The following is a 15,061-nucleotide window of genomic DNA, read 5'->3' as shown; positions in this document are numbered from 1 at the left end:
GCCGCCCCTCCGGCGGCCCGGCCGATCCACCCCGGACCGGGCCTTCGGGTGCCACGGGTCCAGGTCCAAGAAGTGAGGACGATCGGAATGCGAATTGATCAGGCCGACCCGATACGGCGGCAGGACGGTGCGCGGACGACCGCGCTTCCGGCCACCGTGCCGGTCGCCGTCGTCGGAGCGGGCCAGTCCGGGCTCGCGGTCGGGTACTACCTGCGGCAGGCCGGCGTGGAGTGCGTGCTGCTCGACGCGGGCGGCGAGGTCGGCGAGACGTGGGAGCGGCGCTGGGAGTCGCTGACGCTGTTCACGTCCGCGCAGTTCTCCGGGCTGCCGGGCCTGCCGTTCCCCGGCGACGGCCGGCACTACCCCGGCAAGGACGAGGTGGTGGCGTATCTGCGGGACTACGCGGAACGGTTCGACCTGCCGGTGCTGACGGACCACCGGGTGCTGTCGGTACGCAGGGACGGCGACGGCTATCTGCTGAGCACGACGCGCGGCGACTGCCGGGCCGGTCAGGTCGTGATCGCGACCGGGGCGTTCGGGATCCCCCGGCTTCCGGAGTTCGCCGCGGCGCTGAGTCCGGACGTGCCCACGCTGCACACCACCGAGTACCGGAGCCCCGCGCAGGTGGCTCCGGGGACGGTGGTGGTCGTCGGCGACGGCAACTCCGGGCGGCAGATCGCCGCCGAGCTGTCCGCCACCCACCAGGTGGTGCTCAGTTGCAGCGAGGCGGTCTCACCGCCCCTGCCGCAGACGGTCGTCGGCCGGGACATGTTCTGGTGGATGAGCGTCCTCGGGGTGATGCGCCTGCCCGTGAGCATGCAGGCGCCCGACCCGGTGGTCGGCGACCGGGTGCCCGGCCTGGTCGCGGCGGGCGGGATCCGGACCGTGGGCCGGATCACCGCGGCCGACGGCGCCGAACTCCTCGTCGCGGACGGCGAGCGCGTCAAGCCGTCCACGGTGATCTGGGCGACCGGCTTCCGCACCGACTGGAGCTGGCTCGACCCGGAGATGCTCGACGCCGACGGGCAGCCGCGGCACACCGAGGGCACGGGGGCCGTGCCCGGCAGCTACTACCTGGGGCTGTACCGGATGCGTACCCGCGGCTCGGCACTGATCGGCTTCGTCGGCCGCGACGCCGAGCACGTCGCCACGGCGCTCGTCGCCGCCGCCCGGGGCAAGGACACCACCACCACTCCGTCCACGACAGAAGGCCGCCCGTCATGACCAGTGCCACCACCACCGAACTCGACGTGCTGGGGGCGCTGCTGGCGTTCGACTTCATCGGGTTCGCCCAGAAGTCGGCCGCCCTCGACCCCACCGACCCGCGCTACGGGCAGGCGGTCGGCACCGCCTTCGGGATCGCCGCCCGCCGCCGCTTCCCGCGGGGCGCGTCGCCGCGCGAGATCAGCGGTTACGTCGCGGAGGTCCTCGGCTCGCTGGACGCGGGCGGGGAGGACTTCGACCCGGCGTTCCTCGAGGGCCTGGTCGCCGCCGGGCTCGACGAGGGCGCGGCGCCCGACGGCGGGCACCCTGACCCCGAGACGACGATCCAGGCCCGGCTGGTGCTGACGCTCCGGCTGGTCCGGGAGCTGGGCCTCGACGCCGGCCAGCAGCGGGAGCTGCTGGCCGAGACGGCGGGCCGACTGGCGGCCTGAGCGGCACGCGGCCACCGGAACGGGAGCGGCGCCCCGGACGGTCCTGGTGTTCCAGGACCGTCCGGGGCGTCGTTCGTCGTTCACTCCCCGGGGGGACTCAGCCGTTGAATCCCGGGGGGCGCTCCGCCCCTCACTCCCCGGGCGCCCCGGACTCCGTCGGCGCCTGGGCTCCGGCGTCACCCGGGCCCGGGACCCAGACGTCCAGTGCCCCGTCCGCGTACTGGGTCCGTACGGCCCGCTTGTCGTACTTGCCGACGCTGGTCTTGGGCACCGCGTCCACGAACGACCAGCGCTCCGGCACCCACCAGCGGGCCACCCGTCCGGTCAGGAACTCCCGCAGCTCGTCCCCGTCGGCCTCGGCGCCCGGCACCAGAGACACGCAGGCCAGCGGGCGTTCCTCCCAGCGCGGGTCGGGCACTCCGACCACGATGGCCTCCAGGACCGCGGGGTGCTCGATGATCGCGTTCTCCAGCTCGATGGTGGAGATCCACTCGCCGCCGCTCTTGATGCCGTCCTTGAGGCGGTCGCTCACCACCACCCAGCCGCCCGGTTCGATGACGCCCAGGTCTCCGGTGCGCAGCCAGCCGTCGTGGAACTTCTCCGGAGAGTCGGGGGTGTTGTAGTACGAGCCGGTGACCCAGGGGCCGCGCAGCTCCAGTTCGCCCACCGAGGTGCCGTCCCAGGGCTGTTCGGTGCCGTCCTCGGCGATCAGCCGTACGTCGACGTAGGGCATGACCCGGCCGCTCTTCGCCAGCCAGCCGACCTCCTCCTCGTCGGGGGTGCCGTACGGGGGGACCGCGAAGGTGGCGAGGGGGCTGGTCTCGGTGAGTCCCCAGCCCTGTGTCAGACGGACCCCGTAGCGGTCCTTGAGCTTCTGCAGCAGGGCGCGGGGCGGGGTCGCGCCGCCGCAGCCCGCGAGCCGTACGCCGCTCAGGTCCAGCGGGTGCCGCTCGCCGTGGTGGACCAGGCTGTTCCAGATCGTGCAGATCGCGGCCACCGCGGTGGGCCGCTCCTCGTTGATGATGCGGGCCAGGTCCGGGGTGTGCAGCTGCCGGCCGTTCATGATGAGGTCGGAGCCGGCCAGCCAGGCGGAGTACGGCCAGCCCCAGGCGTTGGCGTGGAACATCGGCACGATCGGCAGGACGCGGTCGCCGTCGTGCATCGCGAAACCGGAACCGCCCGAGACGCCGAGGGTGTGCAGGGTGATGGAACGGTGGCTGTAGGCGACGCCCTTGGGGTCCCCCGTGGTGCCCGTGGTGTAGCAGAGCGCGGCCGCCTCCCGCTCGTCCAGGTCGGGCCAGACGTAGCCGGGGCGTTCGGCCGCGAGGAGGTCGTCCCAGCGGTGCACGGCGATGTGTCCGGGCAGGTCGGCCTCCGGCGCTCCGCCGATGACGACCACGTGGCGTACGCTGCCGAGCCGGTCCCGCAGGGGGGTGAGCATCTCCTGGAGGGTCGAGTCGACGAGGAGGACGGCGTCCTCGGCGTGCTCGACGATGTAGCCCAACTGGTCGGGGTGCAGGCGGAGGTTGAGCGTGTGGAGGACGGCGCCCATGCTCGGTACGGCGAGATAGGCCACCAGGTGTTCGGGAGTGTTCCAGGCGAGCGTGGCGACCCGCTCGCCGATCCGCACACCCAGCCCGGCCAGTGCGGCCGCGAGTCGTTCGGCCTGGTCGGCGATGTCGGCGAAGGTCTGCGAGGACCGCTCGTCCCGCGCGTCGGCGCATCGGATCACCCGGCTGTCCGCGTAGACGCGTCGGCCGTGGGCGAGGAGGTCACGGACGAGCAGCTCACGGTCCTGCATCGTGCTCTTCATGGTGCGGCCCCTTGGAGGTTGCGCCGTCAGAGGGCGGAGCCGGCGCCCGGTGCGGAGCCGGCTCCGGTGGCGGTCGACGGCGGCGTGCCGTCGACCGCCCCTGCGTGGCCACGGTCCGGGTCAGCCCGTGAAGAAGATGTCCCCCAGCATCTTGGAGGTGACGTGGTCGTGGTCCAGCAGGTTGACCCGGGCGTTCATCTTGCCGCTGCCGGTCGCGAACGCGAAGTTGCCGGTTCCTCCGGTGATCTGGAACGTGCCGGTCGGGTAGACCAGGGTGTCCGCGGTGAGCGGCGCGGTGAGCTGGTACGTGAGGGTGAGCTGGTCGCCGTCGCTCTCCGTGATGGTCGCGGTCCCCTTGATGTCGTACTTGCCGGGGATGGTCGCCGTACACACCACCTCGGTCTGCGTCCACGTCCCGCCGGTGGTGGGCTTGCCGCTGGCGGTTCCCGTGCCGGTCACGTTGTAGCCGTTGCAGCCCACGGTGTCGGGGTGCGTGGTCGCGACCACGGCGAAGTTCGCGGTGCTGTTGACCGGCGGGTCGTACGCCACGATGCCCTCGGCCGAGCGGTCGGTCTCGGCTGCGAACGTGACCCCGGCCGTACCGCCGGCTATCAGTAACGCCGCGGCCGCCGCGCTCGCCGCGCGTGCCGACCAACGGTGTGCGGAACTCTTCATCGTCTCCCCCGAAGTGATACGAAGCTCAATCAACTGCGCCTATATGCAGGCCTGTTGAGCACAGCTTCCCTGATCGAAAGCCCTTCCGTCGAGGCATTCCGGCGTTTCCGTCCGGGAGGCTCGGATTCCGAAATATGCCCTCTCCACCTATCCGCGCGGGCGCCGGTCAGCCGAGCTGGCGGCGTACGAGCGCGTGGAACGGACCGCTCGTCTCGGCGAGCAGTTCGGCCGGTGGTCCCTGCTGGGCGACCCGTCCGTCCGCCATGACGATCACCCGGTCGGCGTCCATGATCGTGGACAGCCGGTGGGCGATCACGACGCGCGTGGCGCGCAGCGCGCGCGTGGACTCGATGACGACGCGCTGCGCCTCGTTGTCCAGGGCGCTGGTGGCCTCGTCCAGGAAGAGGACGCGCGGCTTGCGGATGAGGGCCTGGGCGATCATGAGCCGCTGGCGCTGGCCGCCGGAGACGGTACCGCCGCCGTCGGACAGCATGGTGTGCATGCCCATGGGCATGGCCTTGATGTCCTCGGCCAGACCGGCCATGGCGGCCGCCTCCCAGGCCTCCTCCGGCGCGTACGGCTCGGCCCCGCGGATGCAGTCGAGGATCGAGCCCGAGAACGGCTGCGCGTTCTGCAGGACGACGCCGCACTGCCGGCGTACGGCCGCCCGGTCGAGCGCCGCCAGATCCTGACCGTCGTACAGGACGCTGCCCGTGACCGGCCGGTCGAAGCCGATCAGCAGACGGAGCAGGGTCGACTTGCCGCAGCCGCTGGCCCCGACGATCGCGACGAACTCGCCGGGCCGCACCTGGACCGACACGTCGTCCAGGACGAGCGGACCGTCCTCGGTGTACCGGTAGGACAGGTTCTTCGCCTCGACCGCCCCGCTCAGCACTCCCGGCCGCGTGCTGGAGCCGCGCACCTCGGGTGTCTCCCGGAGGACCGGCCCGATCTGCTCGAACATCGGCTGCACGGCGGCGGCCGAGATCAGCGCGCCGGTCAGCTGGGTGACCGAGGACAGCAGGATCGTCACGGCCGTGCTGAAGGTGAGGAACTCGGCGGCGGACATGCTGCCCCGCGCCGGTCCCGCGAGCAGCATGAACATCACCAGCATGCACAGCGGCGGGCAGACCGCGTTGAGGACGGTGAGGGCGTTCTTGATCCGGCCGATCCGCTGCTGGAGTTCCCGGGTCCGGGCGAACTCCCGCGCCCAGGCGGCGTAGGCGAAGCTCTCGGCGGCGGCGACACGCAGCTTGGGCAGCCCCCGCAGGGTCTGGAACGCCTGGTTGTTGAGCTTGTTGCCGAGCGTGAGCAGCCGGCGCTGGTACCGCAGCTGCCACAGCCCGAGCCCCAGGAAGAGCGCGGCGATGACGAGCAGCATGGCGAGCGCGGCCAGGGCCAGCGGCACGCTGTAGAAGAGCAGCAGGACGAGGTTCACCGTGCCCACGGTGCCCGCCTGCAGACAGACCGAGCCGATGCCGGAGAGCACGCTGCGGATGGCGCTGACGCCCATGGCGGCGCTCGCCAGCTCGCCGGTGGAGCCGCCGGCGAAGAACGTCACCGGCAGCCTCAGCAGCCGGTCCCAGACGGCCGGTTGCAGCGTGGCCTCGATGCGGCCCTCCACCCGCAGGATCGCGATGTTCTGCAGCAGCATGAAGGCGGCCGAGACGACACTCGTCGCGACGAGCGCGAGCGCCGTCTGCACGATGAGGCTGTCCTCGGCGTGGGGGACGTACTCGCCGAGGACCTTGCCGGTCGCGATGGGGACGAGCGCGCCCAGGACGACCGTGACCAGACCGCCCAGGAAGAGGGTGCGCAGGTCCCCGCCGGTCCCCCGCAGGCCGAACCGGAGCAGCCGCGGCAGGCTGGGCCTCCCGTCGGGCAGCGGGCGGTAGAACATGACGGCGCCGGTTTCGAAGGCGCCCTCGTCGTCGGCGTCCACCCGCTCCCGGGTGCCGGTGGCGGGGTCGACGGCCTCGTACCCGCCGCGCCGCCAGAGCAGGGCGACCGGTGTGCCGTCCGCCTCCCGCCGCCCCACCAGCGGTCCGCTGTTCTCGCGCCACCAGCGGCCGTGGAGGCTGACGCCCCGGGTCCGGATCCGGGAGGCGCGCGCGATGCGCTCGACGGGATCGGTCTGTCCGGCGTCGGCGCCGGACCCGACCGGCTCGGACAGGGTGATGCCCGCCTCGCGGGCGACCAGCCGGCACACGGCGAAGGCCGCGTCGGCGCTCCCGCCGCGCACGGACGCCCCGCGCGACCGGCCGCCGGGGCGGCCGATGGAGGCGAGCAGCGCCTGGTCGGCCTGGGTACGGGCGGCCTCACCGGCCTCGATGCCGGCCGCCGTACGGTCCTCGTGGGCGCGCTCGGCCTGTTCGATCCAGTCGTCCAGGGCGTAGAGCAGCCGGTACTGCTGGTCGACCATGCCCTGCCACATCGCCCCGTCGACGAGGAGCGCGGCCGCGGTGTCGTACTCCTCGTACCCCTCGTACACGGCGCCGTACCGGACGCTGCCCGGGGTGATCTGCATCCACAGGACGTCGTCGTCGGCCGCACCCGGTCCCGCGGCGTCCCGGCTCTCCAGCGGCGCCTGGTACAGGACGCGCAGACCGCGCCCGATGCCGAGCACGAAGGCGTTCTCCAGAGGGCTCAACGTCACCTCGGCGGCGCCGTACTCCTCGTGCCCGTACCCCCCGGGCCCGTGGGCCCCGGGGCCGTACGGCAGCAGCTCGCGCAGTTCGACGCGGCGCAGCCGGCAGCCCTGCAGGGGGCGGCCGATCAGGGTGTGGCCGGGGCCCTCGGCCGGGCCGAGCAGCAGCGTGCCCGGTGCGAGGCGGCCCAGGAAGTGCCAGTGGCCCTCCTGCGCCGCGTCGATCGCGAACAGGTCGAGCTCTCCCTCGACGACGAGCCACAGCACGAGCGGCCCCTCCAGGGACAGGCTGCGCAGGCCCGTGCAGTCCAGGGACGTGCCGAGACCGCCCAGGGCGGCCACGACCGGGTCCACGGCGACGGGCGCGGGGTGGGGGGACGTCACCTCAGTGCTCCTTGACCAGTTCGGCGTACGCGCCCCGCGCCGCGAGCAGATGCTCGTGGCGGCCGCGCTCGACGACGGTGCCGCGCTCCAGGACGAGGATCTCGTCGCTGTCACGGACGGTGCTCAGCCGGTGGGCGATGACCACGCAGGCGCAGCCCCGGCGCCGCAGGTTGTCGATGACGAGGCGCTCGGTCGCCGCGTCCAGGGCGCTGGTCACCTCGTCGAGGACCATGACGCTGGGACGCCGGACCAAGGCCCGTGCGATCTCCAGGCGTTGGCGCTGGCCGCCGGAGAAGTTGCGGCCGTCCTGCTCGACCCGGCTGTGGATGCCACCGGGGCGGCGCGCGACGACCTCGTACACGGCGGCGTCCTCGAGGGCCGCCACGACGGCCTCGTCGGGAAGGGAGGGGTCCCAGAGGGCGACGTTGTCGCGGACGGTGCCCTCGAAGAGGAAGACGTCCTGGTCGACGAAGGAGACGGAGGCGGCGAGCGCGCCGCGCGGGATGTCCTCCAGCCGCATGCCGTCGATGCGGATGGTTCCCTCCCAGGGGGCGTACAGCCCGGAGATCAGCCGCGAGACGGTGGACTTGCCGCTGCCGGAGCCGCCGACGAGCGCGACCTGCTGCCCGGGGCCGACCGAGAGCGAGAAGTCCTTCAGGAGCGGGGCGTCCAGCGGGCTGTAGCCGAAGGTGATGCCGTCGAGGACCACCTGGCCCTTGAGGCGGCGGGTGGCGGCGGGCGGCTCGCGCCGCGCGTAGACCGGGTCGACGGGGAAGTTCTCGACGTCCTTGAGCCGGGCGACGTCGGCCGCGAAGTCCTGGATGCGGCCGGCCACGCCGTTGAGGCGGGTGATCGGCGTGGTGAAGCTGGTGATGAGGGCCTGGAAGGCGACGAGCAGGCCGACCGAGAGGTGTCCCTCCACCGCGCGCAGGCCGCCGATCATCAGGATCAGCGCGCTGTTGAGCGCGGCGAGCGTCGGCGCGACGATCGCCAGCCACATGCTGGGCACGCCGAGCCGCTGCCGCACGTCGAGGGTGACGGCGTGCTGGCCCGCCCAGCGGCGGAAGAAGCCGTCCTCCCCGCCGGTGGCCTTCATCGTCTCGATGAGCTGGAGACCGCTGTACGAGGTGTTGGTCAGCCGGGCGTTCTCGGCCCGGAGCTTCTGGGTGTCGGTGGCCCTCACATGGATCACGATCCGCATGGCCACCACGTTGAGCAGCGCGATGCCGATGCCGACGACCGTCAGCTGCGGGTCGTACGTCCAGAGCAGCACCGCGTAGAGGACCACGACCACCGCGTCCACGCCCGCGGCGGCGAGGTCCCGCGCCAGCGTCTCGGCGACCGCGTCGTTGGACTGCAGTCGCTGGACCAGATCGGCGGGGTTGCGCTGGGAGAAGAAGGTGACGGGAAGGCGCAGCAGATGCCGCAGGAAGCGGGCGCTGCCGAGCGTGGAGGAGATGATGCGGCCGCGCAGCAGGTTGGACTGCTGGAGGAGGGTGAGCACCGCCGTGAGCAGCAGGGCCGCCGCCATCGAAGCGAAGAGCACGCCGAGGAGCGAGGTCTGCTCGCCGATCAGGAACATGTCGATGTACGTACGGCTCAGCGCGGGTATCGCCGCGCCGACCACGACGAGGAGGAGGCTCGCGAGCACGGCGGCGAGGAGGGTGCCCGAGGTGCCCCGCAGCCGGGCGGGCATGGCGCCCATGACGCCGGGCTTCCGACCGGTGCGGCGGAAGCCCTCGCCGGGCTCGAAGGTGAGGACCACGCCGGTGAAGCTGGTGTCGAACTCGTCCATGGGCACGAAGCGCCGGCCCTTGGCCGGGTCGTTGATGTGGACGCCGCGGCGGCCCAGGCGGCGGCCGATGCCCTCGTAGACGACGTAGTGGTTGAACTCCCAGAAGAGGATGGCCGGCGGCCCCACCCCGGCGAGTGCGGCCAGGTCCATCTGCATGCCCTTGGCCTTGAGGCCGTAACTGCGGGCCGCTTTGAGGAGGTTGCTGGCGCGGGAGCCGTCGCGGGAGACGCCGCAGGCGATGCGGAGCTCCTCCAGGGCGACGAACCGGCCGTAGTGGCCGAGCACCATGGCGAGGGCGGCGGCGCCGCACTCCACGGCCTCCATCTGCAGGACGGTGGGGGTGCGGACGGAGCGGGGCGTACGGCCCTTCGGGACGGGCCGGCGGCGCCGGGGGCTGCGGCCGGCCGGCTCGGGGCGGCGGCGCCGGTTGCCGCCCTGCGGCGCGGGGCGGTCCCGTCGGTGCCCGGCGGGTGGGAGCTGGGGGGTCCGGGTCGTGTCGGGCGTCGCGGTCACGGGAGCGGCCAATCGGGCGGGAGGGTCGTGTCGGGCGTCGCGCTCATGGGAGGAGCCAGTCGACGGGGCGTTGCGCGGTGAGATGGACGGTTCCGGTGACGGGCGTCGTGGAGTCGACGGCGTAGGGGGGCCCGTCGGCCGAGGACCACCGGTAGCCGGACGGGGTCGCGGCGGAGCGCTCCAGCCGGACGAGCACCGCGAGGGGGTCGCCGTCCCGGGCGAACCGTGCGGCGAGTCCGCTGTCGCCGAGGAAGCCGGTGATCTGCGCCGCTGTCTGCGGGGCGCGGCCGACGGCCTCGACCCGGCCGCGGAGCACGCCGAACCGCTGCTGGGGCGCGGACTGGACGCCGAGGTCGACCTGGGCGCCGACGGGGATCGCCGCGCCGCTGTCGCCGGGCACGTAGAGCATGGCCACCAGCGGGTCGTCCGGGTTCTCGACGCGTTCCACGGTCGCCACGTCGGCGCCGGTGGTGACGACGAGACCGGTCTTGGCGAGGAGGGTCGTCACCCGGCCTCCTTCGACGGCGCGGACGTCCCGGTCTCCCTGGGGCGTGCGGACCGTGAGGAGGGGTGCGCCCGGTGCCACCTGCCGGCCTTCCTCGGCGTGGACGGCGGTGACCTGTCCCGCGAACGGGCTCTGCAGGAGGTAGCTGCCTTCGGCACGGGTGAGAATTCCGGGTGCGCTGACCTTGGGTGACACGGATCCGGTGAATGACCAGAACGTCGCTGCGGCCATCACGACGACGGTGACGGCGAGCACGAGCCGGCCCTGCGGGCGCGCGAAGCGTACCGGCAGGTCGAGTTCTTCGGGCGATTGCAGCTTGGAAAGCGCCTTCTGGCGGAACTGCACGGACTCTTCCTTCGACTGCATTCTTGACGGGCTGCCGAATTGACCGGCGGAAATCCCGCCCGCAGGGGCGGGAAGGGCAGCCGTGAACCCCGGAACGGGAAAGCGTTCCGGGGTTCACGGATATGCCGCTCAGAGACCGGCGATACCGACGTTGACACCGGCGAGGCCCGTGACGACGCCCGGCAGGGCCTGCACGCCCTGGACGGTCTGGAGCGAGGTCACGGTGCCGAGGACGGTGCTGACGTCGCCGACCACGGCGCCGGCGAGGCCACCGGAGATGGCGAGGCCGCCGGAAACGGCGTCCAGCTCGGCGTCGGCGATCTCACGGGTCTCGATGTCGTTACGCATGTGTGCGCACCCTTCAATTCATGTGAATGTTTTTACCCGGCCGGAATCAAGCACCGTTCCGACGGCGGCCGCGATGTGCAGATGTAAGCACGCGAACGGGTTTCCCGGCCAACCGAGTTGACGTGCCGTGGCACACGAATTCATCACCGGATCGGGGTGCGTTTCGATCTATTTGACAGATCGCCAGGGGATCGTCACAGGTTCTCCGCAGGATCGAGTAACAGAAATCGGCCCTCCGTGACCCCGCCGGAACGCAAGGGGACATAGCCCCCTCAATCGACGGGGGCGGGGCCGGAAGGCCGATGAACGGCACAAGGGGAGGGGTCCCCTCCACTCGCACCATGTGAAGATTCGCCGGAGCGACGCTCGGTGAGGGCGCCGGCACACGGGGTGCCGAGCGGACCTCCGGCCCCGAGCGCCGCTCCGGCGTGGAGCGGCTCCTCTAGGACGCGACCGCCTTCTCCGGAACGGGGGCGGTGGCGGCGGCACCGGGAGCCCCGGCAGGCACCGTCCCGGCGCCGGGCGCCGTCCCGCCGGCCGGGCGGGTCTCCGCGCGCCCGCGCAGGCCCAGCCCCGCGATCACGGCGACCAGGGCGAACGCCGTGGCGCCGATCCAGAAGGTGAGGGTGAAGCCGGACTCCGCCGGCAGCGGCGGGACGCCGGCCGGGAGGTGCTCGATGGTCTGCGAGGCGAGGATCGTGGTGACGACCGCGCTGCCGATCGCGCTGCCCGTGGAGCGGGAGATGGAGTTGATGCCGTTGGCGATGCCGCTCTGGTGGTGCGGGACGCTCGACATGATGACGGCCGGCATGGCCGCGTAACCGAAGCTGACGGCCGCGCCGACGACGACGCCCGCCCCGATCACCGAGGCCGTCTGGCCGTGGCCGAGGGCGAGCCAGACGAAGCCGACGGCACCGAGTCCCGCGGCCAGGGCGAGGGCCGTGCGCGGGCCGCGGTGGCGGACCAGCTGGCCGCCGATCGGGGAGGCGAGCAGCGAGACGATCGCGCCGGGCAGGAGGAACTCCACGGAGGCGCGCAGGATGGACGCGTCGAAGCCGTAGCCGGTGAGGGCCCCGGGCATCTGGACGAGGTAGGAGACGCCCAGGAAGTTCGCGAACATGCCGAAGCCGACGAGGACGCCGGCCAGGTTCGCCATGAGGACCGGGCGGTGGACGAACATCTTCATGTCGACGAGCGGTTCGCGGACCTTGCGCTCCACGAGGACCCAGACGACCGCCATGACGGCCGCGCCGGCGAAGCTGCCGAGCGTCCGGGCCGAGGCCCAACCCCACTCGTGGCCCTGCGAGATGGGCAGCAGGAGCAGGAGCAGCGTGACGCCGAGGGTCAGCGCGCCGAGGAAGTCGGTGCGGCCGCCTGTCTTGTGGCGGGTGGCGGGGACGAGGAACACGACCGCGAGGAGGGCGAGCGCGGCGAAGCCGGTGGCCATCCAGAAGGCGCTGCGGTAGTCGGCGTCGGAGCCGGAGGTGAGCAGGCCGGTCGCGACGAGCGCGAGGCCGCTGCCGAAGGCGAGGGTGCCGCTGACCAGGGACATGGCGCCGGGCAGCTTCTGCGGCCTGACCTCCTCGCGCAGGACGGAGAGGGCGAGCGGGAAGATCGCGGTGGCGGCGCCCTGGAGGACGCGGCCGAGGATCAGCAGGGGCAGCGAGGTCGCGAGGGCGGCGACGACGGAGCCGACGACCATGACTCCGAGGACGGCGACGAGGGTGGGCTTCTTGCCGTGCTGGTCGCCGAAGCGGCCGAGCAGCGGGGTGAAGACGGCGGCGGAGAGCAGCGTGGCGGTGGTCACCCAGCTCACGTCGGCCGCGGAGGTTCCGAGGTCGGTGCGGATGAGGCCGAGGATCGGGACCGGCAGGGTCTGCATCATCGAGACGACCATGGCGGCGAGACTCAGGGCGAAGACGATGACCGTCTCGCGCCGGGCATCGGCGGCGGGCGGTGCGGGGGCATGACTCATGGCAGGGAGGGGCCTTTTCCGGTGACGCGGGAGCTTCAGATCATCGATGTTTGATGTCATCAAGTACTTGCTCGAAGGTAGACCCGGATACTTGAGGTGGTCAAGTAAACAATTGATAATGTCAAGTGTTCTGCGTAGGCTCGGCCCATGAGCGCGACGACTCCCCAGGTCCCCACCAGGCTCCAGCTCATGGAGCTGCTCGCCGCCATCGGCACGGCCCAGTGGCGCGACTTCGCGGCCGCCGCGGCCCACCACGGTCTGACCTCCACCCAGGCGAAGGTCCTCGCTCAGCTCGACGGCCCGCTGCCGATGCGCGCCCTCGCCACCCTGCTCGTGTGCGACGCGTCCAACGTCACCGGCATCATCGACCGGCTGGAGGCCCGCTCCCTGGTCCGCCGCGAGCCCGACCCCTCCGACCGCCGCGTCAAGAACGTCGTGGCGACCGACGAGGGCCGGGACGTCATCCGGCGCGTCCGCGAGGAGATGCAGGCCACCAGCGGCGCGCTCGACACCCTCGACGCGGCCGAGAGCACGACCCTCTACGAGCTGCTGGCCCGGCTTCGCCCGGGCATGGAGAAGAACGCCTGACCGGACGGCGGACCGGTCAGGGACTCGTCGTCGAGACCGCGTACACCCGGGGGAAGGCCGGCTCGGTCAGGTCGACCGTCAGGTCGGTCGCCGGGCGCGGTTCCTCGCGCCTCACCGTCGTGCCGGCCCAGTTCATGCCCTCGACGAAGCGCCAGCCCGCGATGTCCGCGTCGCGGTCGCCGACCGTGATCCGGCCCGGGGTGAGAGCGGCGCGGCTCGTGCCGGACTCGGCGAGGAAGCCGTCCAGGCCGACGGCGGTCGTCGTGAACTGCACGTACAGCCGGCTGGTCTTCCAGTTGCTCGTCTCGTAGTACGCGACCCCCCACGCCCCCGCGGGGATCGGGACCTCGAAGATCCGGCGCTTCATCAGCGAGGGCCAGTTGTCCTGGAGGCCCGCCGCCGAGGACTCGCGCTCCTTGTCACGGCCGCTGTCGCGGCTCTGCCCCGCGGAGATGACGAGGTAGCCGGCCGGGATGCCCACGAGCAGGACGATGATGACGGCCGTCAGCCAGCGCCGTCGGATCATGTGCCGGTGGTCCTCGGGGAGCCTGCCCCCGGGGTCGCGCGGCGGGGTGGACTGGTGGGGCAGGGTCATGAAGGCGGGTCCTCGGGGGTACGGGCGGCCCGGCCCGAGGTCCCGTTGCGCAGGGCCTGGGCGTAGCGCTCGTACCGTTCGTACCGCTCCACCCGGCGCCGGTTGGCGCGGCGGAAGCGGCGGGCGACGAGCCGGGCGAGGTCGGCGGCGCCGACCATCCCCGCCTCGGGGCCGAGCTGGGCGCGGGTGATGCGGGCCTCGGGACGGTAGCCGCGGCCGGTGAGGTGGCGGCGGAAGGAGTCCCGCGCGGGGCCGATGAGCAGGTCGTCGGCGGCCGAGACACCACCGCCGATGACGAAGCAGGAGGGGTCGAGGGCGGCGGCGAGGTTGGCGATGCCGACGCCGAGCCACTGGCCGATGTCCTGGAACAGCTCGACGCACATGGCGTCGCCCTCGCGGGCCAGCTCGGTGATGAGGGGCCCGGTGATCTCCGGGACGTTCCCCTTGACCCGTTCGATGAGCCCGTACGCGACCGGGGAGTCGGCGGCGGCCAGCTCGCGGGCCTCGCGGACCAGGGCGTTGCCGGAGCTGTACTGCTCCCAGCAGCCGCGGTTGCCGCAGGGGCAGCGGTGACCGCCGGGGACGACCTGCATGTGGCCGAACTCGCCGGCCACCCCGAACCTGCCGCGCTTGACCTGGCCGCCCTCCAGGATGGCGCCGCCGATGCCGGTGCCGAGGGTGATCATGACGAGGTGGTCCTCGCCGCGTCCGGCGCCGAACCGCCACTCGGCCCAGGCCGCGGTATTGGCGTCGTTGTCCACCATGACGGGGACGGCGAGGCGGCTCTGGAGGGCGTCCTTGAGCGGCTCGTTGCGCCATGCCAGGTGCGGGGCGAAGAGCACGGTGGCGCGCTCGGCGTCGACCCAGCCGGCCGCGCCGATGCCGACGGCGTGCACGTCGTGCCGGTCGGAGAGGTCCAGGACCAGCTCGACGATGGTGTCCTCGACGACCTTGGCGCTCTTGGACTTGTCCGGGGTCTCCGTGCGGAGCTTCTCCAGGATGTTCCCGTCGGCGTCCACGACGCCGGCCATCACCTTCGTACCGCCGATGTCGATGCCGACGGTCGGCACCCGCGGCGCCGTCAGATGGGAGCGCCGCTCCCGGGAGCCGACGGTCCGCAGCACGGTGCCCCGGGCCGATCCCCGGTGGGCGAGGTCACGGTAGGTACTCATCGGCTCCGATTCTGCCAGGTGCGGTGTCAAGGGGCCGTTCGATCGCGGCCG

At 72.5% G+C, this 15,061-nt stretch carries 12 protein-coding genes; 3 read left to right on the top strand and 9 right to left on the bottom strand.

Annotated elements, in window-relative coordinates; genetic code table 11:
* The first annotated feature begins 87 nt into the window (after positions 1-87).
* Positions 88-1,224 carry a flavin-containing monooxygenase gene (locus OG392_RS29960; RefSeq protein WP_329284568.1) on the top strand — a complete coding sequence of 379 codons (1,137 nt, stop codon included), beginning with the start codon at positions 88-90 and terminating at the stop codon, positions 1,222-1,224.
* A complete protein-coding gene (locus OG392_RS29955; protein ID WP_329284567.1) occupies positions 1,221-1,655 on the top strand; it encodes a hypothetical protein in 435 nt (144 codons plus the stop codon). The genes OG392_RS29960 and OG392_RS29955 overlap by 4 nt, the downstream gene beginning before the upstream one ends.
* A gap of 130 nt (positions 1,656-1,785) precedes the next feature.
* On the opposite strand, the gene OG392_RS29950 is transcribed toward OG392_RS29955, so the two are convergent.
* The 7 genes from OG392_RS29950 to OG392_RS29920 all read right to left on the bottom strand — a co-directional run bounded on the left by OG392_RS29950 (position 1,786) and on the right by OG392_RS29920 (position 12,655).
* A complete protein-coding gene (locus tag OG392_RS29950) occupies positions 1,786-3,468 on the bottom strand; it encodes a long-chain fatty acid--CoA ligase (RefSeq protein ID WP_329284565.1) in 1,683 nt (560 codons plus the stop codon).
* Positions 3,469-3,588: 120 nt separating this feature from the next.
* The gene (locus tag OG392_RS29945) at positions 3,589-4,143 is read right to left on the bottom strand and encodes a hypothetical protein (protein ID WP_329284563.1); all 555 of its coding nucleotides are present in this window, start codon (positions 4,141-4,143) and stop codon (positions 3,589-3,591) included.
* A gap of 166 nt (positions 4,144-4,309) precedes the next feature.
* The gene (locus OG392_RS29940; protein ID WP_329284561.1) at positions 4,310-7,174 is read right to left on the bottom strand and encodes an NHLP bacteriocin export ABC transporter permease/ATPase subunit; all 2,865 of its coding nucleotides are present in this window, start codon (positions 7,172-7,174) and stop codon (positions 4,310-4,312) included.
* Between the two features lies 1 nt (position 7,175).
* Positions 7,176-9,482: an NHLP family bacteriocin export ABC transporter peptidase/permease/ATPase subunit gene (locus OG392_RS29935; protein ID WP_329284560.1), complete on the bottom strand. Its 2,307-nt coding sequence runs from the start codon at positions 9,480-9,482 to the stop codon at positions 7,176-7,178.
* 43 nt (positions 9,483-9,525) lie between these two features.
* A complete protein-coding gene (locus OG392_RS29930) occupies positions 9,526-10,332 on the bottom strand; it encodes an HlyD family efflux transporter periplasmic adaptor subunit (protein ID WP_329284559.1) in 807 nt (268 codons plus the stop codon).
* 129 nt (positions 10,333-10,461) lie between these two features.
* On the bottom strand, positions 10,462-10,680 hold the full coding sequence (locus OG392_RS29925; protein ID WP_030323910.1) for a hypothetical protein: 219 nt from the start codon (positions 10,678-10,680) through the stop codon (positions 10,462-10,464).
* A gap of 442 nt (positions 10,681-11,122) precedes the next feature.
* Positions 11,123-12,655 carry an MFS transporter gene (locus OG392_RS29920; protein WP_329284555.1) on the bottom strand — a complete coding sequence of 511 codons (1,533 nt, stop codon included), beginning with the start codon at positions 12,653-12,655 and terminating at the stop codon, positions 11,123-11,125.
* 147 nt (positions 12,656-12,802) lie between these two features.
* Here OG392_RS29920 and OG392_RS29915 point away from each other — a divergent pair, with 147 nt between their 5' ends.
* Positions 12,803-13,243: a MarR family winged helix-turn-helix transcriptional regulator gene (locus tag OG392_RS29915; protein ID WP_329284553.1), complete on the top strand. Its 441-nt coding sequence runs from the start codon at positions 12,803-12,805 to the stop codon at positions 13,241-13,243.
* 16 nt (positions 13,244-13,259) lie between these two features.
* Here the strand turns inward: OG392_RS29915 and OG392_RS29910 are convergent, their stop codons facing one another.
* Positions 13,260-13,838 (bottom strand): hypothetical protein, encoded by a 579-nt coding sequence (locus OG392_RS29910; protein ID WP_329284552.1) that lies wholly within the window; start codon positions 13,836-13,838, stop codon positions 13,260-13,262.
* A complete protein-coding gene (locus tag OG392_RS29905; RefSeq protein WP_329284550.1) occupies positions 13,835-15,010 on the bottom strand; it encodes an ROK family glucokinase in 1,176 nt (391 codons plus the stop codon). Before OG392_RS29905 ends, OG392_RS29910 begins: the two co-directional genes overlap by 4 nt.
* Between the last annotated feature and the right edge of the window lie 51 nt (positions 15,011-15,061).

The sequence above is a fragment of the Streptomyces sp. NBC_00691 genome (assembly GCF_036226665.1).
Lineage (GTDB): Bacteria > Actinomycetota > Actinomycetes > Streptomycetales > Streptomycetaceae > Streptomyces.
This window is presented reverse-complemented; position numbering and strand designations above follow the sequence as displayed.

Excerpts from the sequence above, each read along its gene's own strand:
- OG392_RS29960 (WP_329284568.1), top strand. The coding sequence starts at position 88 with ATGCGAATTGATCAGGCCGACCCGATACGGCGGCAGGACGGTGCGCGG.
- OG392_RS29910 (WP_329284552.1), bottom strand. The coding sequence starts at position 13,838 with ATGACCCTGCCCCACCAGTCCACCCCGCCGCGCGACCCCGGGGGCAGG.
- OG392_RS29920 (WP_329284555.1), bottom strand. The coding sequence starts at position 12,655 with ATGAGTCATGCCCCCGCACCGCCCGCCGCCGATGCCCGGCGCGAGACG.
- OG392_RS29955 (WP_329284567.1), top strand. The coding sequence starts at position 1,221 with ATGACCAGTGCCACCACCACCGAACTCGACGTGCTGGGGGCGCTGCTG.
- OG392_RS29945 (WP_329284563.1), bottom strand. The coding sequence starts at position 4,143 with ATGAAGAGTTCCGCACACCGTTGGTCGGCACGCGCGGCGAGCGCGGCG.
- OG392_RS29950 (WP_329284565.1), bottom strand. The coding sequence starts at position 3,468 with ATGAAGAGCACGATGCAGGACCGTGAGCTGCTCGTCCGTGACCTCCTC.
- OG392_RS29925 (WP_030323910.1), bottom strand. The coding sequence starts at position 10,680 with ATGCGTAACGACATCGAGACCCGTGAGATCGCCGACGCCGAGCTGGAC.
- OG392_RS29915 (WP_329284553.1), top strand. The coding sequence starts at position 12,803 with ATGAGCGCGACGACTCCCCAGGTCCCCACCAGGCTCCAGCTCATGGAG.
- OG392_RS29905 (WP_329284550.1), bottom strand. The coding sequence starts at position 15,010 with ATGAGTACCTACCGTGACCTCGCCCACCGGGGATCGGCCCGGGGCACC.